The 26,377-nt window shown below is 41.9% G+C and carries 26 protein-coding genes; 3 read left to right on the plus strand and 23 right to left on the minus strand.

The annotated features are described in order from the left end of the window. Positions 1 to 6: 6 nt before the first annotated feature. The 8 genes from NPA43_RS11460 to rpsU form a co-directional block, all read right to left on the minus strand. Complete coding sequence (locus tag NPA43_RS11460) at positions 7 to 966, minus strand: PhoH family protein (RefSeq protein WP_034319485.1); 960 nt, start codon at positions 964 to 966, stop codon at positions 7 to 9. Positions 967 to 969: 3 nt separating this feature from the next. Further along, positions 970 to 2,160, minus strand: coding sequence for a sporulation protein YqfD (gene yqfD, locus NPA43_RS11465; RefSeq protein WP_230030404.1), 1,191 nt, complete (start codon positions 2,158 to 2,160; stop codon positions 970 to 972). Between the two features lie 18 nt (positions 2,161 to 2,178). Beyond that, entirely contained in the window at positions 2,179 to 2,460 is a 282-nt protein-coding gene (yqfC, locus tag NPA43_RS11470; RefSeq protein ID WP_012010618.1) for a sporulation protein YqfC, read from the minus strand. A gap of 180 nt (positions 2,461 to 2,640) precedes the next feature. Beyond that, positions 2,641 to 3,141, minus strand: coding sequence for a hypothetical protein (locus NPA43_RS11475; protein ID WP_256498817.1), 501 nt, complete (start codon positions 3,139 to 3,141; stop codon positions 2,641 to 2,643). 31 nt (positions 3,142 to 3,172) lie between these two features. Next, a complete protein-coding gene (gene floA / locus NPA43_RS11480; protein WP_099726603.1) occupies positions 3,173 to 4,165 on the minus strand; it encodes a flotillin-like protein FloA in 993 nt (330 codons plus the stop codon). Positions 4,166 to 4,192: 27 nt separating this feature from the next. Then, positions 4,193 to 5,506, minus strand: coding sequence for an NfeD family protein (locus NPA43_RS11485; protein WP_256498818.1), 1,314 nt, complete (start codon positions 5,504 to 5,506; stop codon positions 4,193 to 4,195). 141 nt (positions 5,507 to 5,647) lie between these two features. Continuing rightward, positions 5,648 to 6,097, minus strand: a complete 450-nt coding sequence (locus tag NPA43_RS11490) for a GatB/YqeY domain-containing protein (RefSeq protein WP_249705052.1) — start codon at positions 6,095 to 6,097, stop codon at positions 5,648 to 5,650. Between the two features lie 14 nt (positions 6,098 to 6,111). Further along, positions 6,112 to 6,285: a 30S ribosomal protein S21 gene (gene rpsU / locus NPA43_RS11495; RefSeq protein WP_003152957.1), complete on the minus strand. Its 174-nt coding sequence runs from the start codon at positions 6,283 to 6,285 to the stop codon at positions 6,112 to 6,114. A gap of 181 nt (positions 6,286 to 6,466) precedes the next feature. Between rpsU and NPA43_RS11500 the strand changes: the two genes are divergently transcribed. Beyond that, positions 6,467 to 7,393 carry a Na/Pi symporter gene (locus NPA43_RS11500; protein ID WP_099726600.1) on the plus strand — a complete coding sequence of 309 codons (927 nt, stop codon included), beginning with the start codon at positions 6,467 to 6,469 and terminating at the stop codon, positions 7,391 to 7,393. 41 nt (positions 7,394 to 7,434) lie between these two features. Here NPA43_RS11500 and mtaB read toward each other — a convergent pair whose 3' ends face one another. The 12 genes from mtaB to gpr form a co-directional block, all read right to left on the minus strand. Then, on the minus strand, positions 7,435 to 8,793 hold the full coding sequence (gene mtaB, locus NPA43_RS11505; RefSeq protein WP_099726599.1) for a tRNA (N(6)-L-threonylcarbamoyladenosine(37)-C(2))-methylthiotransferase MtaB: 1,359 nt from the start codon (positions 8,791 to 8,793) through the stop codon (positions 7,435 to 7,437). Continuing rightward, positions 8,793 to 9,563, minus strand: coding sequence for a 16S rRNA (uracil(1498)-N(3))-methyltransferase (locus NPA43_RS11510; RefSeq protein ID WP_230030408.1), 771 nt, complete (start codon positions 9,561 to 9,563; stop codon positions 8,793 to 8,795). The genes mtaB and NPA43_RS11510 overlap by 1 nt, the downstream gene beginning before the upstream one ends. A 23-nt stretch (positions 9,564 to 9,586) precedes the next feature. Next, entirely contained in the window at positions 9,587 to 10,522 is a 936-nt protein-coding gene (gene prmA / locus NPA43_RS11515) for a 50S ribosomal protein L11 methyltransferase (RefSeq protein ID WP_230030409.1), read from the minus strand. A gap of 22 nt (positions 10,523 to 10,544) precedes the next feature. Continuing rightward, positions 10,545 to 11,678, minus strand: coding sequence for a molecular chaperone DnaJ (gene dnaJ, locus NPA43_RS11520; protein WP_099726596.1), 1,134 nt, complete (start codon positions 11,676 to 11,678; stop codon positions 10,545 to 10,547). A 165-nt stretch (positions 11,679 to 11,843) separates the two neighbouring features. Continuing rightward, positions 11,844 to 13,682, minus strand: coding sequence for a molecular chaperone DnaK (gene dnaK / locus NPA43_RS11525; RefSeq protein WP_230030410.1), 1,839 nt, complete (start codon positions 13,680 to 13,682; stop codon positions 11,844 to 11,846). A 29-nt stretch (positions 13,683 to 13,711) separates the two neighbouring features. Next, on the minus strand, positions 13,712 to 14,269 hold the full coding sequence (gene grpE / locus NPA43_RS11530; protein WP_099726594.1) for a nucleotide exchange factor GrpE: 558 nt from the start codon (positions 14,267 to 14,269) through the stop codon (positions 13,712 to 13,714). 63 nt (positions 14,270 to 14,332) lie between these two features. Continuing rightward, positions 14,333 to 15,364, minus strand: coding sequence for a heat-inducible transcriptional repressor HrcA (gene hrcA / locus NPA43_RS11535; RefSeq protein ID WP_099726593.1), 1,032 nt, complete (start codon positions 15,362 to 15,364; stop codon positions 14,333 to 14,335). Positions 15,365 to 15,445: 81 nt separating this feature from the next. After that, a complete protein-coding gene (hemW, locus tag NPA43_RS11540; RefSeq protein WP_230030411.1) occupies positions 15,446 to 16,585 on the minus strand; it encodes a radical SAM family heme chaperone HemW in 1,140 nt (379 codons plus the stop codon). Between the two features lie 114 nt (positions 16,586 to 16,699). Next, entirely contained in the window at positions 16,700 to 18,538 is a 1,839-nt protein-coding gene (lepA, locus tag NPA43_RS11545; protein WP_099726591.1) for a translation elongation factor 4, read from the minus strand. A 168-nt stretch (positions 18,539 to 18,706) separates the two neighbouring features. Further along, positions 18,707 to 19,039 (minus strand): YqxA family protein, encoded by a 333-nt coding sequence (locus NPA43_RS11550; RefSeq protein ID WP_099726590.1) that lies wholly within the window; start codon positions 19,037 to 19,039, stop codon positions 18,707 to 18,709. A 13-nt stretch (positions 19,040 to 19,052) separates the two neighbouring features. Next, the gene (locus NPA43_RS11555; protein WP_099726589.1) at positions 19,053 to 20,261 is read right to left on the minus strand and encodes a stage II sporulation protein P; all 1,209 of its coding nucleotides are present in this window, start codon (positions 20,259 to 20,261) and stop codon (positions 19,053 to 19,055) included. A gap of 66 nt (positions 20,262 to 20,327) precedes the next feature. After that, positions 20,328 to 21,443: a GPR endopeptidase gene (gene gpr, locus NPA43_RS11560; RefSeq protein ID WP_099726588.1), complete on the minus strand. Its 1,116-nt coding sequence runs from the start codon at positions 21,441 to 21,443 to the stop codon at positions 20,328 to 20,330. A gap of 198 nt (positions 21,444 to 21,641) precedes the next feature. Here gpr and rpsT point away from each other — a divergent pair, with 198 nt between their 5' ends. After that, entirely contained in the window at positions 21,642 to 21,908 is a 267-nt protein-coding gene (gene rpsT, locus NPA43_RS11565) for a 30S ribosomal protein S20 (RefSeq protein WP_008342485.1), read from the plus strand. A 135-nt stretch (positions 21,909 to 22,043) separates the two neighbouring features. Here rpsT and holA read toward each other — a convergent pair whose 3' ends face one another. Further along, a complete protein-coding gene (gene holA, locus NPA43_RS11570) occupies positions 22,044 to 23,063 on the minus strand; it encodes a DNA polymerase III subunit delta (protein ID WP_256498825.1) in 1,020 nt (339 codons plus the stop codon). Between the two features lie 237 nt (positions 23,064 to 23,300). Here holA and NPA43_RS11575 point away from each other — a divergent pair, with 237 nt between their 5' ends. Continuing rightward, the gene (locus NPA43_RS11575; protein ID WP_012010638.1) at positions 23,301 to 23,435 is read left to right on the plus strand and encodes a YqzM family protein; all 135 of its coding nucleotides are present in this window, start codon (positions 23,301 to 23,303) and stop codon (positions 23,433 to 23,435) included. Positions 23,436 to 23,474: 39 nt separating this feature from the next. On the opposite strand, the gene NPA43_RS11580 is transcribed toward NPA43_RS11575, so the two are convergent. After that, the gene (locus tag NPA43_RS11580) at positions 23,475 to 25,802 is read right to left on the minus strand and encodes a DNA internalization-related competence protein ComEC/Rec2 (RefSeq protein ID WP_371930240.1); all 2,328 of its coding nucleotides are present in this window, start codon (positions 25,800 to 25,802) and stop codon (positions 23,475 to 23,477) included. Next, on the minus strand, positions 25,795 to 26,364 hold the full coding sequence (locus NPA43_RS11585; protein ID WP_024423045.1) for a ComE operon protein 2: 570 nt from the start codon (positions 26,362 to 26,364) through the stop codon (positions 25,795 to 25,797). Before NPA43_RS11585 ends, NPA43_RS11580 begins: the two co-directional genes overlap by 8 nt. Between the last annotated feature and the right edge of the window lie 13 nt (positions 26,365 to 26,377).

Raw genomic sequence — 26,377 nt, forward strand, 5'->3', positions numbered from 1 at the left:
CTCAGTTCATTTTTGCTTTTCGTATGCGCCAATGATCTTCGCCACAAGCGGGTGTCTGACCACATCTGTCTGGTCTAATTCAATGAATGAGATGCCCTTGATCTCTGCAAGCATGTCCTTTGCAGCCGCAAGGCCTGACTGCATGCCCTTTGGCAGATCAATTTGTGTAATATCTCCTGTAATGACCATTTTAGAGCCAAACCCTAGTCTCGTCAAAAACATTTTCATTTGGGCTGGCGTTGTATTCTGCGCTTCATCTAAAATCACAAATGCATCATCGAGCGTCCGCCCTCTCATATAGGCGAGAGGCGCTATTTCAATGACACCGCGCTCAATTAAACGTTCCGTATGATCACTGCCAAGCACATCATGCAAGGCATCATATAGTGGTCTTAAATAAGGATCTACTTTTTCCTTTAGATCGCCTGGCAAAAAGCCAAGACTCTCTCCTGCCTCAACGGCTGGTCTTGTCAGGATAATCCGTTTCACATGTCCATTTTTCAGAGCATGTACCGCATTAACAACCGCCAAATACGTTTTACCTGTACCAGCAGGCCCAATCCCAAAGACGAGGTCATCTTTCTTCATCGCCGCAGCATATTCACGCTGACCGATCGTTTTCACCCTGATCGACTTACCTTTGGCATTTTTCGTAATTTCATCTTCATACATATTCTCAAAATAATTCAGCTTGTTTTTTTGCGCCATTTTAATCGCATAGACGACATCCCGTTCAGAAATCTCGATTCCTTTACGGATGAGATGTAAGAGAGATGTAATCAACTGGCTCACTGTATCTCTTGATGCTTCCTGACCAGAAACATACACTTTCTCTCCACGTGTAATAATGGAGACATTCAGCTCGTTTTCCATCAGTTTCAGATAAGCATCTTGATTGCCAAATAAAGCGATGGCTTCGTTTGGGCTATCCAATTTTTGTTGAATCTCAAGTAAATGTTCTGTCATTCTCTAGTCTCCCTGAACAATAGGTGTTGGTTGAACAATATCTTCTATTACTTGGTAAAGGATGATTAACTTAACTTTACCATTCCCTGTTGTCTCGTGCAAAACTTTTTCACTTTTCACCTCACCTGTTTGACCTAGCTTCTCTTCTAATTCTTTTCTACCTATTTTAATCCCTGCTTGAACTGCTTCTTTATTTGTGTATTCTCGATTGATTTTTTCACTTTCACGTGTGATTTCCTTTTCATAGGAGAATGGCAGCTGGAAGTTTAAGAAATGAAGTGGATGTTCTTCTGTTTCTATTTTTGGCTGCTCAAAATCATCTTTTTTAAAGGAAAATCCCCAAAATGGTAGTGAACCTCCAAATGCGGAGAGCTTGTGCTTTGTCTTCATTTTACCCGTAAAGACGTCAAAAGATGTTCGAAGAGGGACAGAAACTTCAGAACGATACCATGTTTCACCATAGATTTTCGCTTTGGCTCCTACCGTTTTTTGTTGATCTTCACTGCCAATTAGTCCTGAGACGAGCATCTGCCCTTTTTTCACATGTTCATCGACCGCGGCTAGCGGCTCTCCTTTTTCTACATACATCCTCGTGATGACGGCCTTTTTCTTAGCAACGATGTGCTGAGGACTCGTATATTTCTCTTTTTCAGGCTCATTTTTTTCAACGACTTTCATTTGAAATGTCGTACCGTTTAATTCAACGCCGACCCATGTAATGCTTTTAATATTGGTTGTCAGGGATTTTTGAATTTTTTCAGGTGTCCCCATAAGAAACTGAAAACGGCCTTTTTGTACCCCAATGTCGTCTAAATGCTTTCTCATCTGATGCTCTGTCTCTGGGTTTGCACCTGTGATATCAATTTTCCACACCATGTTTGAAAGAGCCAATATCGTCACCAGAAAGAAAACAATCCCAAGGGTGAACCCAATATTCTTCCTTGACCACATAAGAAGAAATGGAAAACCCTTCTTTTGATGAAATGAACATTTCACCTTATGATGTCTACGTAATTTTCTAAAGGCATGTACATCTGATAAGCGAATAAATAAGCGCACGCTGTCCTGACGGCGGCTCACTTGAAAAATTGTGATCCCCTGTCTCGTGCACTCATTCATAAGCCGCTCAATGCCGTTTCCTTTGATCTCCACTTCCACTCTGCCAATAAAATAGGCAAACCATTTATTTTTCACGCTTCTCCCCTCCGTCAGTTAAGAATCAATGTAACGGACCTCATCGATTTTCCCTTCTAATAAGATCTCTTCTGGCAAAATCGTTTTAATCACAAAGTCTTTCCCTGAAATAATGCATTGTCCTTGTTTGAGCATAAGCCTTACCTCTTGATCACTGAAAAGTAAAAGCCCTTTATGGTTCTCTATGTAAATGTGGAGTCTGCCAACCATCGTAATACGGGGAAGATCCATCATCACGTCCGGAGGGATTTCAAGTGTTCTTGTCAGCCATGCTTTAAGTCGATTTTTTCTTTTTCCCATTCAATAAGAACCCCTTCCCACCTCATGTGTATGAGATCAAACTGAAAGATGGTGAGACTGATGAGAAAGTCTCTATATCATCCTATTCCTCAGCGGTTCATATCATGCTAATGAATCCCGTAAAACAGCCTGTTCATCGTTTACGCAAAAAAAGCCCCCTTTTACAAGGGAGCTTTCTTCTTACCTTTTATATGGCCGTTTCATCGTTCGATGCGGTTTTTTAGCGCGGGGCGCTCCAAACACTTCGCCAAGAAGCATGCCTTGAACAACAGTGTTTTGGTTGAGCTTATCAATGATGTGCGGCTTCATTTCCACAGCTGAGGCTTTCGGCCTTGTCAGCTGCCTTTCAAGCGATTGAAACTCTTTGTTTAACTCGCTTTTTCTTTCTTCCATTTCAGCAAGTGTATCCGTATAGCGATCTTGTAAGGACTGCGATGTGTTTTTCTTCATCCCGCCATGATCATGTACATCGCCAAAATCGTCTAGTTGGTCCGTCACGACGAGGTCTGGACTTTTTTGTTTTGTTTGCTGATTGTGGGGCATTGGCTTACGCTGAGGAGCCGACTTGTTTTGCTGGTTCTTTTGTTCATTCTCCTCTTGTTTGCCGATTTTCCCAAAGACAGCAGAGATGATACCGATGATAATCGCAATTAGTAGCGGATTTTCAAATAGAATGTCCAATGGGCTCCCTCCTTAAAGCGTGAGAGGATGCTTATTTGTTTTCATGATCAGATGGACCTTTTGTCATTTTACCAAATGAATCTCTCATATCCGTATCAGCATCGATATTCTTAATGTTCATGTAGTCCATGACGCCAATATTGCCTTCGCGTAGTGCTTCAGCCATTGCAAGTGGTACTTCAGCCTCTGCTTCTACTACTTTCGCGCGCATTTCTTCAACTTTCGCACGCATTTCTTGTTCTTGTGCAACAGCCATTGCGCGGCGTTCTTCCGCTTTAGCCTGTGCAATGTTTTTGTCTGCTTCTGCTTGGTCTGTTTGCAGAATAGCCCCAATGTTCTTACCGATATCAACATCTGCGATATCAATCGAGAGAATTTCAAACGCAGTACCTGAATCTAATCCTTTACCAAGAACCGTTTGAGAAATCATATCAGGATTTTCTAGAACCTTTTTATGATTATTTGATGAACCGATTGTAGAGACAATTCCTTCACCTACACGAGCAATGATTGTTTCTTCGCCTGCACCACCAACAAGTCGTTCGATGTTTGCGCGAACTGTAATACGTGCTTTTGCTTTCACTTCAATCCCGTCCATCGCAACACCTGAGATAAATGGTGTTTCAATCACTTTAGGGTTTACACTCATTTGTACAGCTTCAAGTACGTCACGGCCTGCTAGGTCGATCGCTGCACAGCGTGCAAAGTTCAATTCGATATTCGCACGTTGAGCCGCGATCAATGCATTCACAACACGGTCAACGTTACCACCTGCAAGGTAGTGGCTTTCTAACTGGTTAATCGTCACATCAAGACCTGCTTTATGTGCTTTGATGAGCGGGTTGACCACTCGGTTTGGAATTACTCGGCGAAGTCTCATTCCTACAAGTGTAAAAATGCTCACTCTAACGCCAGCCGCTAGGGCAGAAATCCACAGCATCACCGGTACAAAGGTGAAGAAGATCGATAGAACGATCAAACCTGCTGCGATAATCACAAATAATAGTAAAGTAGATGGATCCATTTTATTCCTCCTATAAAATCAGTATATCTATACTTTCCTCACGACAATGCGTGAGCCTTCCGCTTTAACAATTTTTACTTGTTCATCCTTGTCGATAAATGCACCTTCTGACACAACATCAATACGCTCATCTCCGAGTACAATCGTACCGGATGGACGAAGTGCTGTTGCTGTCACTGCAATTTGTCCAACAAGATCCTCTCTTGTTTCATTTGAGACATAACCACTTTCTTTATTGGTTGAATCGGTTAAAATGAACTTTTTAAAAAATTTCATACGTTTCCCCAACACCTTTGTCAATAAAATAACTGCTATGATTGAAACAGCAGTGGCAATCAAGATGGAAATCGCCATTTCTGTAAAGCTTCCAGCTGCTAAAAATAAGCTGACAACAACACAGATTAGTCCAATGGCACCTAAGATTCCCCCTGGCAAAAACAATTCCAGAATAATGAGTGCAATCCCTGCTAAAAACAGGAACAACGTCTCATATCCTGCAAAACCTGCCACGAGATGACCATAAAAGAATAGAAGAAGCGCTGTGACTCCCATGGTGCCTGGGACCCCAAAGCCGGGAGAATATAGCTCAACAATTAACCCTAAGCTTGCGATGGATAAAAGGATTGGAATGACGATTGGGTGCGTGAGAAAACGCGCAACCTTTTCAGCAAAGCTCACTTCATCGTATTGAACAGAAGTGTCTGCTAAGGTCAGCTTCTGAAGCAAGTCATCCAGATTTTTTGCTTCTCCTTCTGCATACCCGAATTGAAGCGCCCGGTCTGTGTTGAAGGTGAGCAATTCTCCTTTTGGTGCACCGGCTTCTTTTGCATCTATATCTACATCTGCCATCGCAAGAGCATACTTTGGATCACGCCCCTGCTTTTCGGCAGCATCACTCATTTCAGCAAGCCATAGAGATTCAGATTTTTGATCGGCAGCATTGCCTTCTCCATCAATGATCGCAGCAGCCCCCATCTTTCCGTTTGGGGTCATATAAATTTTGTCGGCATTTAATGCAAGGAAGGCCCCGGCTGAAAGCGCTCTATGATTGACAAACGCTGTCACAGGGATATCAGACGCACGAATGGTATCTGCGATTTCAAGCGCCGCATCAACTGCACCACCTGGTGTATTGATGTCGAGAATAATATGTTTCGCCCGTTCCGACTTTGCTTGCTCAAATGATCGTTCAATGAATTTAGATAGTCCCTTTTCTACTGTATCTTCAATTGGAATGACATGAACTTTCTGATCTGCTGATTTCGCGGTCAATTGAACCCCTAATAACAAGCATATTATAAAACAACTGAAGAGAGCAATAGAAATTTTTATTTTTTTCATCTATTTGGTGATCCCTCCTCTCTTTCTTTTATTTTACCGTTCCTTTACATACGTTACAAATGTATCATAGGTTTCATTTTTATATGACAGATTTATGGTGGTACAAAAAAAGTACCCTTCTAACAATAGAAGGATACTTTTTTATTGAGACAGCTGCTCGCTGACAAGTCTGTTAATGACAGCACCATCAGCTTTACCTTTTACTTTTGGCATAATAGCGCTCATCACTTTACCCATATCAGCCTTCGATGAAGCACCTGTTTCAGCGATCGTTTCTTTCACGACCGTTTGCAGTTCTTCTTCAGAAAGCTGTTCAGGTAAATAAACGTCTAAGATGTCAATCTCTTTTTGAACTTTATCTACTAAATCTAAGCGATTAGCTTTCGAAAATTCATGGAGGGAGTCTTTACGTTGCTTAATCTCACGAGAAAGAACGGTCAGTTCCTCATCGCCGGTCAAACTGTCTTTCTTAAGCTTAATTGCTTCATTTTGTAGTGAAGCCTTTACCATTCGAATGACAGCAAGCTTGTCTTTCTCACGGTTTTTCATCATCAGCTTCATATCAGAATTTAATTGCTCAAGAAGACTCATAAATCCACCCTCTTTTAAAATTTACGTTTTCTAGCAGCTTCGGACTTTTTCTTGCGCTTTACGCTAGGCTTTTCATAAAATTCACGCTTTCTTGCTTCTTGCAATGTTCCAGTTTTGGATACACTGCGTTTAAAGCGACGAAGAGCATCTTCAAGCGATTCGTTTTTTCTAACGACCGTTTTTGACATTCTCTTTCCCTCCCTCCGAATACACCAATCGACTGCATTAAAAAAAGATATACATGCAAACATGTACCTAGACATTATAATATAAGCCTAGTGTGAGGTCAACTAAGTGATTTGGAAATATATTTTCGTCATGAGCAGGTAGACAAGTCCATATATTCATTGGTAAGAGGAGGACTTTTCTATGATGGCGATCATTTATTTTTGTGCACTTATTTTCATTTTTTTATGGTCAATGGGTTTGCTGAGAAAAGGATTAATGGCACTGACATCGTCTCGTATTGAGAAATCGCTTCTTCTCTTTACAGATCACCCGGTGAAAGCATTCTTGGTTAGTATTGTGTTTACAGGCGTGCTTCAAAGCAGTTCGGCGTTTATGGTCATTGTCATCGGCTTTGTGAGTACAGGCATTCTGACTTTCAAAAAATCAATTCCAATGATCCTTGGGACCAATATCGGATCCACGTTCACGACAGAATTTATCGCGATTAAGATGGACGTGTTCATGTGGGTTTTAATTGCTACCGGTCTTGTATGTATCATTTTTGGTCAAAGGTCCTTCAGGCATGCAGGAAAAAGTCTATTTGGTCTTGGGATGATCTTTTTTTGCATTCAAGGCTTTTCAAAAATTGCAGGTATGATGACAAGTCAACCGGAAACGCTACGTTTTCTTGAAATGATGCAGCACTCAGATTGGACAGCTATTCTGTCGGGCACAATCCTCACTGCCATTGTTCATTCAAGCTCTGTATGCATTGGTATTTTAATGGGATTTATGAATGAAGGGACTGTGGCGTTGCAGGAGGGAATCAGCTTTGTATTAGGATCGAATGTTGGCACATGCATTACAGCTGTCATGGCTGCGATCTCGGGCGGATTGGCAGCACGTCAAACGGCTTATGCACATGTTGTATTTAATGTTCTTGGGGTTTTATTATGCCTGCCATTTCTCACACTCATAACGCAATTTGTCGCACTTTTAGCGAGCTCTCCAGCACAGCAGATCGCGCATTTCAGTCTATTGTTTAATGTCGCCAGCTCGTTATTGTTCTTCCCGTTCATCCGCCCCTTTCATGCAATGATTTTGTTCCTTTTACCAAATCAAACATAAAAGAAAACCGGCCCCCTAGTGGCAGCCGGTTCTTGTCTCTCTTATGATGTCATTCTCACTTTGTCTGGTTGAATGTCTTCACTCATACGGACGAACTGTCCTTCGTTATAAGGGTAGCCAGCTTTCGTGATTTTCACTTTCACCAATCGACCGATCATATCTTCTGATCCTTCAAAAACGACCTTCATATAGTTATCTGTATAACCAACATAAAGATTGTGTTCTCCATCTTTTTCTTTGAAGGATTCTTCAGGAATAATCTCTAGTACATCTCCTTCGTATGCTGACGCATATTCCTTCGCAAGCTGGTCAGAAAGAGCGATCAAGCGGTGAACGCGTTCGTTTTTCACATGTTCATCCACTTGATCTTCCATTCTTGCAGCCGGAGTACCTGTACGTTTGCTGTAAGGGAATACGTGCAGCTCAGAGAATTGATGGTCTTTGACAAAATTGTACGTTTCCAAAAACTCTTCTTCTGTTTCCCCAGGGAATCCAACGATGACATCAGAGGTCACAGCTAGGCCTGGCAATGCTTTTTTCAGCTTTGTTAAACGCTCTGCAAAGAATTCCATCGTATATTTACGGCGCATTCTTTTCAGCACAGTATTAGAGCCAGATTGAAGCGGAATGTGCAGGTGTCTGACAATTTTATCTGACTGATCCAGCACTTCAATCACTTCGTCTGTAATTTGACTTGCTTCAATTGATGAAATGCGGATTCGTTTTAAACCGATAACACGTTCATCTAATTCTTTTAGAAGCTTCGCGAAGTTATAATCCTTTAAGTCTTCACCGTATCCGCCTGTGTGAATACCAGTTAACACAATTTCTTTATAGCCGGCATCAACAAGCTGCTGTGCTTGATTGATAACCTCTTCAGGATCACGAGAACGAAGAAGTCCGCGAGCCCACGGAATGATGCAGAATGTGCAGAAATTGTTACAGCCTTCTTGGATTTTTAATGAAGCACGCGTTCTATCTGTAAAGGCAGGAACATCCAGCTCTTCAAACACCCGTGCTTTCATGATATTGCCAACCCCGTTAATAGGCTGTCTTTCTCTACGGTATTCTTCAATATAACCAAGCAATTTATGTCTGTCTTGTGTTCCAACCACAATATCAACGCCAGGGATCGCCATGATTTCTGCCGGAGACGTTTGCGCATAACAGCCTGTTACACAAATGACACCATCCGGGTTATGACGAATGGCTCTTCTAATGACTTGGCGGCTTTTCTTATCGCCTGTATTCGTGACCGTACATGTATTAATCACATATACGTCTGCTTTTGATTCATAATCTTTTCTTTCATAGCCAGCTTCTTTAAACAGCTGCCAGATCGCTTCTGTTTCATAGTGATTGACCTTACAGCCAAGTGTATGGAACGCTACTGTTCCCATCATGATTCACCTCTTAATAACTCTGTTTGATAAGATATAGCAGAAAGCGCGTATAGAGGAGCTGTTTCTGTTCTTAAAATGCGTGGTCCGAGCCCGCAAATGACTGCACCAAGCTTTTCAAGCTCTCCAATCTCCTTTTCTGCCAAACCGCCTTCAGGGCCAAAAACCACTAATAAGGTTTGTCCGCCTTTCATCTGTTGAAGCACAGTTTGAAATCGGCTTTGCTCTCCTTCTTTCGATGATTCTTCGTATGCAACGACACATTTATCGAATTCATCAGCCAGCTGTGTCAGCTCTTTAAACGTTGATACTGGATGGACACGGGGAATGATATTCCGGTAGGACTGCTCGGCTGCTTCCTTCGCAATTTTCTCCCAGCGCTCACGTTTTTTATGTGACTTTTTTTGGTCAAGCTTTGAAATAGAACGAGCCGCTTGAAACGGGACAAAAGCACTTGCGCCAAGCTCGGTCCCTTTTTGGATAATCAGCTCAAGCTTATCTCCTTTTGGCAGACCACTCGCTATCGTCACACTGATCGGAAGTTCTCTGTTCTGATTCGTCCAGCCTTCAAGGTGACAAATCACTTCTTCCTTTGTTATTGTATCAATTTTACTGAGCGCTTCAAAACCGTCTGTCGTTAAGCAAAGGATTTCCTGCCCTGCTTTCATTCGCATGACATTTGAAAGGTGATGTACATCTTCACCTTTTATGACGCTGGCTCCCTTTGCCATCACTTCTTCTTTCGTGAGGTCGATAAAATATCGTTGCATACGTGTCCTGACACCTACTCGCTTTATTTTTTCGCTATAATGCTGACCCAATCTTCCATTGACAGCACTTCAACAATGTCAAAGCCAGCTTCTTCTAAAGCCGTTTTGACTTGTAATTTCTTTTGTCCGATGATGCCTGATGTAATGAAATAGCCATCTTTCTTTAATAAGTCATATGCTTGATCTGTAAAGCGTAAGATGACCTCTGCAAGAATGTTGGCAACGATCACATCACGTTCACCTGAAATACCATCAAGTAGATTGTTTTGTTTCACAGTCACTTGTTCACTAACACCATTTAGTTCAATGTTTTGCTTCGCACTTTCAACCGCAACGGTATCGAGATCAAAGGCCTGAATGTCCTTTGCACCAAGCATCGCTGCTGCAACACTTAAAATGCCAGATCCTGTTCCAACATCAATCACCGTATCGTTTTCCTTCACATAGCGCTCAAGCGCCTGAATGCAAAGGACTGTCGTTGGATGCGTACCTGTTCCAAATGCCATTCCAGGATCCATTTCAATGATCAGTTCATCAGAATGAACAGGTGTATATTCTTCCCACGTTGGAACGATGGTGAATTTTTCAGAGATTTTTACAGGATGATAGTATTTCTTCCATGCGGTTGCCCATTCTTCTTCATTTACTTCACAAATGGACAGCGTATTTCGTCCAAGATCAATATCGTATAGAAGAAGATTGTTGATGGCTTCTTTGATCTCATCTACCGTTTCCATCAAAAAGCTATTCATCGGAAGATAGGCTTTCACAATAACCCCTTCATCCGGATAATCATTCGGATCGAGCTGGTAGATCTCACCGTATACATTTTCACGTTCCTTGATTAAATCAAGCGGGTCCTCAATCACGACACCACTTGCACCTGCTTCATGCAAAATATTGGTGACTGGTTCCACCGCTTCATTTGTTGTATGGACGCTAATCTCTGACCACTTCAATACTACCAACTCCTTATCCGTCTTACTCGCCTTTAAATGCGCGTTTTACCTTATCGAAGAAGCTCATTTCTTGTTCGTCTGGTTTATTTCCGCTCACTTCAGCAAATTTTCTAATGATATCTTTTTGATTGTCAGTTAAATTCGTCGGTGTGACGACACGTACAACGATATGCTGATCGCCTTGGCCATAGCCGCGTACATTTTTCACACCTTTTCCTTTGAGTCTAAACTTTGTTCCAGTTTGAGTGCCTGCAGGAATTTTTAATTTTACTTTTCCATGTAATGTCGGCACTTCAATTTCGTCGCCTAATGCAGCTTGCGCGAAGGTAAGCGGCATTTCGCAGTAAATGTCATCTCCGTCACGTTCGAAGAATTCATGCGCACGTACATGGAACACAACGAATAGATCGCCTGGAGGTCCTCCATTTATACCTGGTTCACCTTGACCAGATACTCTGAGCTGCTGACCATCATCAACACCTGCCGGAATCGTTACATTGATTTTCTTACGCTTACGCACTTTACCAGATCCACCGCATGTTGAACATTTGTGGTCAATTTGTTTTCCTGTTCCGCTACAGTAATTACATACTCTGCGGTTGACGACTTTACCAAATGGGGTTGATTGCTCGACATTTAATTGGCCAGAACCGCCGCAATGTGAACATGTCTTCGCTTGCGTCCCAGGCTTTGCCCCTGAGCCATGACATGTTTCACAAGATTCTTCACGAGGAATTTCAATGGTCGCTTCTTTTCCAAATGCCGCTTCTTCGAACGAAAGCGTCATTGTATATTGAAGGTCCGCCCCTTGACGCGGTGCATTTGGATCTCTTCTTCTGGCACCGCCGCCAAAAATACTAGAGAAGATGTCATCAAAGCCGCCGAAGCCGCCAAAGTCTCCCCCTCCACCAAAACCGCCGCCGCCAAAGCCTTGGTTTGGATCGGTATGACCGAATTGATCATAATGCGAACGTTTTTGGTCATCAGAAAGGGTTTCATAGGCTTCTTTTACTTCTTTGAATTTCTCATCTGAGCCAGCTTCTTTATTAATATCAGGGTGATACTTTTTTGAAAGCTTGCGGTATGCCTTTTTGATTTCGTCCTTTGAGGCGCTCTTACCAACGCCAAGCACTTCATAGTAATCACGCTTACTCATCTCTTCACACTCCCGATTTTCTCACATAAATACGATTGTATCATTTTGATTTAACCTTTTTCAATTCCTTTTCATCGTTGAAAAGAAAAAAGTCAAAGCCAAGAGATCCTGACTTTGACTTTCTGACGAGTACGTTTCAGCAGTCTTTTTCAAAAGTAAAGGTGATTATTTTTTCTCTTGATCGTCGTTTACTTCTTCGTATTCTGCATCCACTACATTGTCATCTGCTTTTTGAGCACCTTCAGCGCCTTCTTGCTGAGCTTGTGCTTGTTTTGCAGCTTCTTCATAGAGCTTTGTCGTTAATTCTTGAACGATTGTTTGCAGCTCATCTTTTTTCGCTTTGATGTCTTCAAGCTCGCCTTTTTCGATCGCAGCTTTTAAAGCATCTTTCGCATCATTTGCTTTTTTGACTTGCTCTTCATCGATTTTGCCTTCTAGATCTTTTAATGTTTTTTCAGTTGTGAACACTAATTGATCTGCTTCATTGCGCACTTCGATTTCTTCTTTTTTCTTTGCATCTGCTTCAGCATTTTCTTCTGCTTCTTTGACCATTTTTTCGATCTCATCATCAGAAAGACCTGAAGAAGATTTGATTGTAATATTTTGTTCTTTTCCAGTACCCATATCTTTCGCACGTACGTTCACAATACCGTTTTTATCGATATCAAATGATACTTCGATTTGCGGTACGCCGCGTGGTGCTGGCGGGATATCAGTCAATTGGAAACGACCTAATGTTTTGTTATCTGCTGCCATAGGACGTTCACCTTGTAAAACGTGGATGTCTACAGCTGTTTGGTTGTCAGCAGCCGTTGAGAACACTTGAGATTTACTTGTTGGAATTGTTGTATTACGCTCAATCAGCTTCGTGAATACGCCGCCCATTGTTTCAATCCCTAAAGAAAGTGGTGTCACGTCAAGAAGAACAACGTCTTTCACATCTCCTGTGATCACTCCACCTTGAATTGCAGCACCTAGTGCAACAACTTCATCAGGGTTTACGCCTTTATGAGGCTCTTTACCTGTTTCTTTTTTGATCGCTTCTTGCACTGCAGGAATACGGGTTGATCCACCAACAAGGATGACTTTATCAATCTCGCTAGCAGATAAACCAGCATCTTTAAGTGATTGACGTACAGGTGTCATTGTACGCTCGACAAGCTCAGAAGATAGTTCTTCGAATTTAGCACGAGTTAACGTTAACTCAAGGTGAAGAGGTCCTGCATCTCCAGCTGTGATAAATGGCAGTGAAATTTGTGTAGATGATACACCAGAAAGATCTTTTTTCGCTTTTTCAGCAGCATCTTTTAAACGCTGAAGCGCCATTTTATCTTTAGAAAGATCAATGCCATTTTCTTTTTTGAATTCAGCCACTAGGTGGTCAATGATGACTTGGTCAAAATCATCTCCACCTAGACGGTTGTCCCCAGCAGTTGAGCGTACTTCAAAGACGCCGTCTCCAAGCTCAAGAATTGAAACGTCAAATGTACCGCCGCCAAGGTCGTATACAAGAATCGTTTGATCTTCTTCTGTTTTATCTAAACCATAAGCAAGTGCAGCTGCTGTTGGTTCGTTAATGATACGTTCTACTTCAAGACCAGCAATTTTCCCTGCATCTTTTGTTGCTTGACGTTCTGCATCATTGAAGTAAGCAGGAACTGTGATCACAGCTTTTGTTACTTCTTCGCCAAGATAGCCTTCAGCGTAAGATTTAAGATGTTGAAGAATGATTGCAGAGATTTCCTGCGGTGTATAGTTCTTGCCTTCAGCTTCTACTTTATAATCAGTACCCATATGTCTTTTCACAGACATGATTGTGTTAGGGTTTGTAATTGATTGACGTTTTGCTACTTCACCTACTTGGCGCTCTCCGTTTTTAAAAGCGACAACAGATGGTGTTGTACGTGCTCCTTCAGCGTTTGCAATAACTTTTGGCTCGCCGCCTTCAAGTACTGCAACACATGAGTTTGTTGTTCCTAAGTCAATCCCAATGATTTTACTCATATTCGATGACCTCCCATTATGTTATGTAGTTATTGATTTACTTTTACCATTGATGGACGAATGACTCGGTCTTTGAGTTTATAGCCCTTTTGCAATTCTTCTACAACGATATTTGAATCGAAGTTTTCATCTTCAACTTGCATGACGGCTTGATGAAGGTTTGGATCGAACTCTTTGCCGACAGCTTCAATTGGTTCAACGCCTTCATTTTTCAACGCTTCTACCAGCTGGCGGTAAACCATTTGCATTCCTTCTAACAAACTTTTCGTCTGCTCATTGTCTGGATCGATTCCAAGCGCTCTTTCAAAGTTGTCAAGAGCTGGGAGAAGATCGCTGACAACATGTTGAGAACGATATTTTTGCACGGTCTCCACTTCAGTTCGAGCACGGCGTTTATAGTTTTCAAAATCTGCTTGAACACGCAGAATTTTGTTTTCTTTTTCGTCTAGAAGCTGCTGCAATTCATCGATTTTCTCTTGGAAGGCAGACTGTTCATCATGCATTACTTCCTCAGTATCTGCTTGAACTGCTTCTTCTTGTGCTTCAACCTCTGCTTCTTGCTCAGGTGTCTGTTTTTCTTCTGACATTGTGTTCACCTCCCTCAAAAGATTCAAGAATACGAAGGGGCTGTGCCCCCGCTTTTCATCACCCTACTCATCATACAAATTGGAAAGTGCGTTTGACAAGTCTTTTGATACATGATGCAAGAGACTGACGACCCGGCCGTAATCCATGCGGGTTGGACCGATGACGGCAATGGAGCCGAGAGATTTTTGATCAATCGAATAGGTCGCTGTGATTAAGCTGCAATTCTCCATTGCTTCCAAATTGTTTTCTGAGCCAATTTTAATGGTGATTCCTTGCTGATTTGGATGAAACAGCTGCATGACATCATTCTTTTGCTCAATGAGCATCATCAGTGAACGAATGCGGTCAATGTCATGAAACTCCGGCTGATTCAACATATTAATCTTCCCGCCAAAGAAAAGTTTTGATTCGTTTTGTGTCGATGTAAATGTGTTGCCTAGCGCATCTAGAATATGATCATAATCTTTTAAATGCATGCGAAGCAGCATGACAACTTCTTTGTACATCCTGTCCTTCAGCTGATCCATCGGGACTCCTGCTAGGCGGCTGTTTAAAATATTCATCAGCTTCTCAATATCGGAGACATCGAGATGCTCAGAGAAGGTAATGGTTTTGTTTTCAACATGACCACTGTCTGTAATCATGATCGCCACTGCTTTGTTTGGCTGAACAGGGACAAGCTGAATTTGCTTTAATCGATTTTCACTTAGCTTTGGACCCAGCACAATCGATGTATAGTTTGTGAGATCTGATAAAATTTCCGCCGATTTTTGAACTGTTTTTTCCAGCTCGAAAATTTTCTCCTGAAAAGCTGACTGGATGAGCACAAGCTCTTTAGATGACAGTTTTCGCGGAGAGAGCAAATGATCTACATAATAACGATATCCTTTTTCGGAAGGAATTCTTCCTGATGAAGAATGGGTCTTTTCAATAAAACCAAGTTCCTCCAAATCAGCCATTTCGTTTCTAATCGTCGCAGAGCTGAATGTGATGTCTTCTTTTTTAGAAAGAGTCCTTGATCCAACTGGCTGCGCCGAACGAATAAAGTCATTAATGATGACTTGCAGAATCAAAAGCTGACGATTTGTTAACATCATCATCACCCCTGTTAGCACTCTCTTTCAACGAGTGCTAATTGTATAAACAAAATTACCAAACTCAAATTAAAATGTCAATTATAACTCACCGAGAAACGCTTGAAACACTTCATTTCCTAACAATTTTCCTTTTCTTGTTAAACGAATCCCAATGTCATCTTGTACAATGAGACCTTTTTCTTCTAATTCTTCAAGAACAGTGGAAAAGAGCGCCTCTGGCATTGCTCCATATTTGGCTTGGAAATGGGCGCTTTTAACACCTTCGATTTTCCGGAGACCTAAAAACATTTCTTCTTCGATTTGTTCTGCTTTTGTCACCTGATGTGTTTCCTTATATGGGAAACCTGTTTGTTCAATCAGCTCCAAATAATGCTTCACTGGTCCAGCGTTCACATTTCGGATACCATCTACATAGCCGTGCGCCCCTGCACCAAAACCGAAGTAATCTTCATTGCTCCAATATGTGAGGTTATGCTGGCTTTCAAAGCCTGGTTTGGCGTAATTGCTAATTTCATATTGCTTTAATCCGTGGCGCTCCATTTCATCCATGACAAGCTCATACATTTCAGCCTCACGTTCTTGCGGCGGCAAATGCAGCTTTCCTTTTTGCATTAAGTTGTAAAAAACCGTTTTCGGCTCCACAATGAGTGAATAGACAGAATAGTGCTCTGCACCTAATGAAAAAGCCGTCTCAAGTGAATTCATGACATGGTGCTTTTCTTGATGAGGCAAACCAAACATGAGGTCGAGACTAATGTTGTCAAACCCAACCGCTCTTGCTCGTTCGAAAGAAGTTAGGACATCTTTCTGTTGATGAACTCGTCCGATTTTTTTGAGCAAATCGTCTTCAAATGTTTGTACGCCAAAGCTCAGCCGATTCACGCCTGCTGATTTCAGGACATGCAGCTTATCAAGCGATAGTTCGTCTGGGTTTGCTTCAACTGCAAATTCAATCAGATTTTTTGTCGGCTTTAATACGCGGTGAATACTGTCCATGAGCTGATCTAGCTGGCTGACTGTCAGTGATGTCGGGGTTCCACCGCCAATAAAGATCGTCTTTAGTTCTTGCTCGCCTTTTTGCTCGATCGTGTGCTGCATTTCTTTTTCAAGAGCGGCTAAGTATTCATCTACTGGCTGCGTTTTAATGAAAAATTTATTGAAATCACAATAGTGACAAATGTGCTCACAAAATGGAATGTGAATGTATGCTGCTTTCATTTGATGACACCTTCTTTACAGGTAAAGAGCCGCAGTTTATCGCTGCGGCAACTTTGTTTGTTTTCGACTATAAACGTCAAGGCGTGCATTGTAAAGCAGGTTGCCTTGAGGATATTATTTTTTCGGTGTGCTGTCGTCCATTTTCAGGACAGCCATAAATGCTTCTTGCGGGACTTCAACAGAGCCCACTTGCTTCATGCGCTTTTTCCCTTCTTTTTGCTTCTCAAGAAGCTTTCTTTTCCGGGAAATATCTCCACCATAACACTTAGCAAGTACGTTTTTACGCATCGCTTTAATGGTAGAACGAGCAACGATTTTTTGACCGATCGCCGCCTGAACTGGTACTTCAAAGTGCTGGCGTGGAATGAGTTCTTTCAGCTTTTCTACAATGAGCTTTCCTCGTTCATATGCATAATCGCGGTGAACAATGAAGGAAAGGGCATCGATCTTTTCACCATTTAGCATAATATCCATTTTCACTAGAGTGGATGGACGATAGCCAATCAGCTCATAATCAAAGGACGCATACCCTTTTGTATTGGACTTTAGCTGGTCAAAGAATTCGTATACAATCTCTGCCAAAGGAATTTCGTAAACAATGCTGACGCGGTTTGCATCAAGGTATTGCATATCAATGAAATTACCGCGCTTTCCTTGGCAAAGCTCCATAACAGAGCCTACATAATCATTTGGCACCATCATTGTTGCCTTCACGTATGGTTCTTCAATTCGTTCAATCTTTTGCGGATCAGGCAGATTGGACGGGTTATCTACAACGATTTTTTCTCCGTCTGTCATATACACATCGTAAATAACACTTGGTGCTGTCGTAATGAGGTCAATTTTAAATTCACGTTCAATCCGTTCTTGGATGATTTCCATATGAAGCATTCCAAGAAAGCCGCAGCGGAAACCGAAGCCAAGTGCTTGGGATGTCTCTGCCTCATATTGAAGTGAAGAATCATTTAATTCAAGCTTTTCTAACGCTTCACGTAAGTCGTTATATTTCGCTGTGTCAATTGGATAAAGTCCGCAGTATACCATTGGGTTCAGCTTTCTGTATCCTGGCAGTGCTTCTTTCGCAGGGTTCTCCGCACTTGTGATCGTATCCCCTACACGTGTATCACCGACATTTTTAATCGCAGCTGTTAAGTAGCCAACATCTCCAACGGTGAGTTCGTCTGTGGGCATTGCTTTCGGTGTGAAAACGCCGACTTCAAGCACTTCAAATTCTTTGCCTGTCGCCATCATTTTGATTTTCTGACCTGGCTTTACTGTTCCTTCAACAATCCGTATGTACGCAATAACGCCTCGATACGCATCATAAAGGGAATCAAAAATAAGGGCTTGAAGCGGTGCTTCTGGGTCTCCAGCTGGAGCCGGCACTTTTTCTACGATTTGTTCTAAAATATCCTCGATCCCAATGCCCGCCTTAGCAGATGTCAGAACAGCTTCAGACGCATCCAACCCGATGACATCTTCAATTTCTTCTCTTACACGCTCAGGCTCTGCACTTGGCAGATCAATTTTATTGATAATCGGCAGAATTTCTAAGTTGTTATCAAGAGCTAAATAAACGTTCGCAAGTGTCTGTGCTTCAATTCCTTGTGCTGCATCAACAACGAGAATCGCACCTTCACAGGCAGCTAGACTTCGGGAAACCTCGTAGGTGAAGTCGACATGCCCTGGTGTATCAATCAGGTGCATAATATATTCTTCTCCATCCTTCGCCTTATATTTCAGCTGGACAGAGTTTAATTTAATCGTAATGCCGCGTTCACGCTCTAAGTCCATGGAATCAAGTAATTGTTCTTTCATTTCTCGTTGAGTAATCGCCGCTGTTTTTTCCAAAATACGGTCCGCCAATGTTGATTTCCCATGGTCAATATGGGCGATAATGGAGAAATTTCGAATTCTTGATTGCCGTTCTAATCGTTTTTCTTTATCTGTCACAATCTATCACTCCTACTATAAAACGCGGGTTGCGCTAGGTTAGATTATATCAATAGGGCTGTAAAGATTCAATCGAAATCAAGAAAAGCCGCTCATCGGTGTAAGCGGCTTTTCTCAAAAGGGTGATATCTCATGAAATGAAATCCATGGTGGTGCTAATTTGAATGGTTATTTGCCATTCACCCAATCATAAAGAGAACGGGCTGCATGTGTCATACCATCAGATAGGGCTTTTCCGGCCTTGGAGAAGGCATTGAAGCTCTCTATTTCTTCGAGCTGCTTTTGTTTTTCAGCTAAATCCTTTTCTGTGACAGCCGTTCCTAAGATAGAAGCTTCTCTTTCTTGATCGTCTTTCATTTGAATAGAGAAAGCCCCTTTTAATTGCGGATCATGGTAGCCCTTCATTTGCAGCATACCATTATTGGCTTGCTGCATTCCTAAAAAGACACCAAACAGCAAAACCAATCCTAAAATAATGGTTTTTCCAATAAATGAGCCCATACCCGTCACCACCTTAAGAACGTTTTTTCTCATCCTTTGCTTTGCCATTTACTTTTTCTGCGTCCCAGAAAATTTCACTGAACACATCAGCCGCTGCATTGGATGCATTTTTCAATTCTTTCATATTATTATCCACTCCGCCAAATTCTAAAAGAAGGGCTTTATCAGATAAATCTTGATTATAGATTCCATTATCGCCAATTTCTCCTTTTGCAAACACTCCGACGCTGAGACCTTTATATTTTTTCTCCATCAAATGGTGAAACTCTGTTGCCAGCTTTAAATTTTTTTCATAGCTTTGATTCTTCTTCCCCACAACAAACGCGATTCTCGCATATTTCTTTCCTTTGATCTCCACAGTGGTATCTTTCTTTCTCCTTGAGTCACGGTGAATATCAATTAAATATTCGAGGTCATCATTTGCAGCAAGGGCTTCTTTCACGACCAATCTGGATTCATTATACGACTGCGGATACTTTAACCCTTTTTGCAGGAGCCTTTTTTCAATTTCAGTTTTGTCAACTGTATTACCGATTCCTTGCTGATCGAGCGCTTTTCCAAACATGTCTCCGACAAGGGTGACGTTCACTTTTGAGTGCCGTGCATTGTTTGGGTTCGTTTCTCCTTTTAAAAATGGTAAATATGATTCCGTATTGTGTGTGTGATAAATGTACACGGCTTTTCGTTTCCCTGTCGAACGATCCGGCTCTTTAGCAGGCTTTTTCGGCTCATCCTCATCGAGCTTGTCCAGCTCAGCTAAATTCGCTTCTTTCTCATCTTTGATGACTTCACTTGGCGGCGGCGATTCCATTGGCATGTTGGTATAGTCTGTTCCTTCACCCGCTAAGATGATTTTTGTATCAAAATGTTCAAAGCCTGGCAGCTCTCTTCCTAGAAAACTGCGGGGATCTTCTAAATTGATACTTGTCGCAAGCTTGAGTGACAGTCCAGAGAAATTGAACCCTTTTTGATCTTCTGGAACTGTTGAGGCGAAATATTGGTTTTCCATTCCCATCAGTGTGGCAAAGAACGCTCCTGACAACTCATCAGCTACACCATATAACGAAGCTTGAGGTCTAAGCTCAGGTTTTAAAGATGTCAAAGCCCCTGACATGACAAACATGACAACAAGAGAGGCAATAAACAAGAAAATACTTTTCACTACTTTGGTTCCATTAATCGCAACGACCAACTGTCGAGGACGGCGGGGTCTTTTTTTCATGATTTACTCCCTCCAGCACGCTTTCTAGTAATTACACTATGAGCGAGCTAGAGAAAGTAGAACCGATTAATGATTATAAGAACCCATGTTATCTTGAGAGATTTTTTGATGAAGCGCTGTGTTTAATCCATTGGCAAGTACGTTTGCCATATCATCAATGAATGTATCCACTTCCTTCGGCGTCACCATTAAATTTTGTCCTAGCGGCGAAAGCACTTCATGGATCAGCTGTCTTTTCTCTTCATCAGGAAGCGTTCCTACTATTCCTAAGAATGATTGACGCGTTTCTTCATCTGGCAAGTCTTCTTCGTTTAGCACTTTTTTCTTCCCAAATGTCAGACCAGCCGGCACAAGAGAGCGGGAGGGTCTATCATCTTTCAGTTCTCTACCAAAATGCTTTAAGACATAATCAATCGTATCACTTGCGATCGTCACTGCATCAACCACTGTCGGGACGCCAATCGCAATCACTGGAATACCCAAGGTTTCTTTGCTTAATTCCTTGCGCTTATTCCCTACACCAGATCCTGGATGGATGCCTGTATCAGACATTTGAATCGTTGTATTCACCCGTTCCACCGCACGAGCAGCAAGTGCATCTATGGCAATCACAAAATCGGGTTTGGAACGTTCGATCACACCTTGTATAATGTCACTTGTTTCAATTCCAGTCAGTCCCATCACACCAGGTGATAAAGAGGACACTGGGCGATAGCCTTCCTGTACATTTTCCGGCTGTAATTCAAATAGATGACGGGTCACAAGCAGGTTTTCAACTGTGAGTGGTCCTAATGCATCTGGCGTGACATTCCAGTTACCTAGTCCCACTACAAGACAGCTCGCATCTGCCTGAATTCCCCGGTCTTTTAAAAACTGAGCAAAATGATGGGCGAAGACTTCGACTACTTTTTCTTGCATCTCAGAATCCTTCTCCCGAATGCCCTGCGCCTCAAGTGTCAAGTATGTTCCTGCCTTTTTCCCCGTCAGCTCTTCTCCTTCTTTCGTAATCTCCACAGTGCGTATGCGGATCCCGTGCTCTTCCTTTTCTTTCTCGACAATTCCTTGAATGCCATCATTTTTGACGACATTCGGATCGTTCTCTTGTTCTAGTATCTCTTTTGTTTCAACGGCCAAGTCTGTCCGGATTTGATAAGCGCTTAAATCGAGTTTCTGTTTCTTCATAAAAAGGCTCCTTCCACCAAGTAATTAACAGTAGTCTTTCCATCTCTATAAAGAAACATTCGAGCGGTTCATCAATGAAAAATACTTTACATTTATATTGCATTCTAAAGGTGTGTTTGATAGAATACAACTTGTTCTATTGTGAAGATTTAACCTTAAGACAATTGTGTTTAGGTTGTATCTTAGGAGGTGAAACACATGCCAAATATTAAATCAGCGATCAAACGTACAAAAACGAATAACGAGCGCCGTGCACACAACGCAACAATCAAATCTGCGATGCGTACTGCGATTAAACAAGTTGAAGTTTCTGTAGCTAACAACGATGCTGAGCAAGCAAAAGCTGCTCTTTCTTCTGCTGCAAAACGCATTGACAAAGCCGTTAAAACTGGTCTTGTACACAAAAACGCAGCTGCGCGTTACAAATCAAGACTTGCTAAACAAGTAAACGGACTTTCTGCATAATGCTTGCAACGCCTCAGTGATGAGGCACCTGTTTAACTGTACGTCCGTCCTGACCGGCTCAGCCATAAGGACAGACTGGCAATTATACATCTAAACAAAAACGACCCTCTTTTTAGAAGGTCGTTTTTTTTATGTTCAAGCGCCTAATAATCGAAGCAGGAACAATTCTAGCAATAGCTGCTTGTCCTTTTTACCCGTTTTCATTTCATAATCGATCGTTGAGAGCTCTTTGACGATCTGCTTTAGTTCTTCTTCTGAAAACAGTTTTGCCTGGTCCATGGCGAGTTTGACACGGAATGGATGGACCTTCAGGTTTGACGCAATTTGTTTTTGCCCGTACCCCTGCTGAGCAAAGTACTTTGTCTGCAAAATCAACCGAAATTGATTTGAAATGAGCGCCAATATTTTAATGGGTTCCTCATTTTGCTTTAAGAGGTCATAAAACATTTGCATGGCTTCAGAACGGCGTCTGTTTACAATTTGGTTAATCAATTCGAAAATATTCTGCTCTAAGCTGCGCGCAACAAGCTGATTGACATCCGCCAGCTCGATTTCCTCTCGCTCTCCAATATATGTACTTAGCTTCCGAACCTCTTGAAAAAGTGAGGACAGACTCCCGCCGCATAGCATGACAAGCTGCTCAGCCGCTTCAGCCGTGATCGCCTTTCCTTCTGTCTTCACCAAGGTGATGGTGAAATCAGTTGTTTCTTTAGGGTTTAACTCTTTCGCCTCAACGACAGCCGCTTTCTTTTTTAGTAATTTCGTGATTTTTTTACGTTCATCCAGCTTTTCATATGGCGCTAATAACACGAGAACAGTATAAGGTGCTGGCTTTTCTAAGTAAGCTTCTAATACGGAAAGCTGATGCTCGATCTTCTCCTTTTTCTTTTCTGCTGTAAGAAAATAAGGATTTTTAATCACAACGAGACGTCGTTCTCCCATAAACGGAAAGGTTTCTGCGTCCGTCACAGCCTGTTCAAGCGGCACCTCTTCCATATCGAAGACGGAGAAATTAAAATCCTTTGCTTCCTCGTCAACCACAGCTTGTCTCAGTTTAGCAGCAGTTTCTTGCAGTAAATAGGTTTCTTTTCCATATAAGCAATAAACGGGATGGATATCCCCTTTTTTTAAATTGTTCCATATCTCAAAGACCATAAATTGAATCCCTCTCTTTCACTTCCTCCTCTATCCTAAAGTGTGCGAAGACATTAGTAAAGAGGAAGCTGAAAGTGCCGCCTCCTCATTTATAGTAAACGTCTGGCGCAAGCTCCCGGGTCAGCTCGCTGTCAGACGATATTCATAAAATGATCATGAAAAAGGAAAACGGTTACTTTACCTTCTAGCAATTCCAAATGAGTTCAAGTATACTAAAATTAGCCAGGAGGGATGAAAATGAATGAATTTGAAAAAAATGTTCAAAGCAAGCGGAATGATGTGACCGACTCAGCTGTTGGTTTTATCGTCACATTCGGATTTTTCGCCTCAATGTTTATTTTGGCAACAATTATACACCTCGTTGGATCTTAACTTCATGAAGGCTCTATGACTGCCGTTTCGGCAGTTTTTTTATTGATTTTGTAAGATATCATATGGAGGGTGCGAGTAAAACGTTCCAGCCTCTTCGAGAAATTCATAGGTCACACTTCCATCAATATCTGTACGGTACACCCTCGTTTGATAATCATCTAATTTTTTCAAGACTTCTTGATGAGGATGCTGATAACGATTTCGTTCACCTGCCGAAATCAATGCATATGACGGCCTCAGATGCTGAAGCCATTCCTCACTTGTTGATCCTTTACTCCCATGATGTCCAACCTTCAGTACATCCGCCCGCAGATGAGGATAAGCTTCTATGATGTCTCGCTCGCCTTCTTGTTCAAGGTCTCCTGTGAAGATAAAACGCTTCCCCCCAAGAGTAAAGGTAAGCACAAGCGAATCATTATTCTTACTTGTCACCCGATCTCGCGCCGGATGAAGAACCTCAAACTCTTGTCCTCCCACCTGAAGCTTATCCCCTCTCTGTAATTCATCAACAGATATCCCTTTATCAGCTGCTTCTTTTAAAATCTGTGCATCCTCTGTACTTCGGGCAAAGCCTTTTGGCACGGCCAGCCGCTTCACTTTATTTCGCTTGATTAAACGAACCGCTTCCCCCATGTGATCTTGATCCGCATGTGTAAGGATGAGGACATCAAGTTTCGCTATACCTTTAGAATGCAGAAACGGTATGAGCGTTTGATCACCAATCGTAGACACTTTTCGTCTTTTTTTCCACGGTTCTTCTTCGAAGGATAGTCTGCCTCCTGTATCTACTAATAAATCCCCCTTGCGATAGGGCAATTGAATAAACAAACTATCCCCCTGCCCTACATCCAGCATCATGACCTCACCTTTTTGAAAAAAATTCGGCGTAACATAGTGTACGCTCAGCACACCAACGAGAAAAAGAATCGCTACAGCATAAGATTTCATAGAGGTTTTGCACTCCAGCATATATAACAAAAAAATAACGGCACTCACTTCAAGAAGAACATGCCACCAAGTAGATTTTATAAAAATTAGGTTAAATCCATCATAAACAGCCATATGTGCTGACAACTGATGACTCAGCTGAATCACTGCATCAAGCAGCTGAAACAATGTTTGACCAAGCGGGAGGTAAACAATAGATAAAAGAAAAAAGAGTAAGGACAGAGGCATGACAACCGTTGTGTAAAAAGGGACAAAAATCATATTCAAAGGGACGCTCAGCAAAGAAAATTGCTGAAAATGATATAAAAGAATAGGGAGCGAAGCAAGCTGTGCAATAAAAGAGATGAGTAATAATTGCATCACTGCACTTTTCGCTTTTGATAGGATCCTAGTGGATAACAAAATAAAAAACGTCGCCACGAATGAAAGTTGAAAGCCGATATCAAATAAATAAAGGGGATGAATGGCCAATAAGAGCAAAAACGTCGCACTTAATACCACCACCGAAGGCTGTTTCATTTCTTTTGGCAGGCTAGTGATCACTAAATAGACTCCCGCCATTAGACAAGCTCTTAAAACAGATGGCGAAGCACCTGTCAAACAAGCATAAACCGGTAGAAAGCATAATAAAAGAATACGTGCTGTCTCTCTTGTCACGCCAGCACGAAGCAGACACCAAAATAAACAAGCGAGAAGTGTTTGCACATGCATCCCTGAAATCGCTAGTAAATGAATAATACCGAGCATTTGATAATCTCTTAGCGTGTCAGGATCAATCAATTCACGATCTCCAAAAATGAGTGCCTGTATAATTCCAGCAGAGCTCTTCGGAACATGCTCCTCTAAGAATTTCAAGCCCTTTTGTCTCATAGCTGCAAGGTAATGTGAGGGGCTGTCTTTTTTTGAACAGTTTTTGATCGACTGCGGTAAGAAAATAGCGTCAATTCCTTTTGTTTTTAGAAATTGATCGTATTGAAACCCGTTAGGAATGGTTGCGTGTTTAGGTAGTCGCACATCACCTGCCACTAGACAGCTCATACCTGGCTCTATATCTTTCAGCGCTTCTTTTTCATGCTCAGTTTGAATTGTATAAAAAGCCGCCAGCCGATCCTTCTCTGCTGACACGGTCGCTGAAAAACGATTGCCATCTATTGTCGGAATACTTTCAATTACAACTGAACCAGAAAATGATTTTTCTTTTACCACATGATCCGCCTCAAGAGACTGATGAACCATAAAGATAAGTGTATAGACAGTTCCGCACAAGCTAACCATCAGAAAGAGCTGGGGTGTTTTTTTCAGTAGGCTGAGAAGTAATATCATGAGAAGAAAGAGAAGGAAATACATATGAAGGTGAAATGCGGCCAGGGCAATTCCGACTGCTGCGGAAATCGCCCCGAACGGCAAATAATTAAACATAGGAAGTAAATAATTGATTCGCCTTTTCATGCATGTCTCGTATTTCTGTTTCGCTAAGTCCTGATTCACTCAGCTTGCCGATTAAATCTGCAACAAAGGCTAATTTTTCTTGATTTTTTAAGTCAATGATCATTTCATCTAATTCAACCTGTTCCGTTTGAACGCCGGCCTGCTCAAATAAATCGATAGCATATGGATGATTTTTATAATCCTTTGCATAATACACTGTTCGAATGCCCGCTTGAATAATGGCTTTACAGCACTGCAAACAAGGAAAATGCGTGACATATATTTCAGCATCAGCCGTTGGTGCACCGAATTTAGCACATTGTAAAATGGCGTTCATTTCAGCATGGATTGTGCGTACACAGTGATGATCAATGACATAGCATCCTACATCTGCACAATGGACATCACCGGCAATGGAGCCATTGTATCCTCCTGCGATGATGCGCTTGTCTCTTACGATGGTCGCCCCAACAGCTAACCGCTCACAGGTGCTTCGTAAAGCAAGCAAATGGCTTTGTGCCATAAAATATTGATTCCATGAAATTCTTTCCACGAGCTGATCCCTC

Source organism: Bacillus pumilus (assembly GCF_024498355.1).
GTDB lineage: Bacteria > Bacillota > Bacilli > Bacillales > Bacillaceae > Bacillus > Bacillus pumilus_P.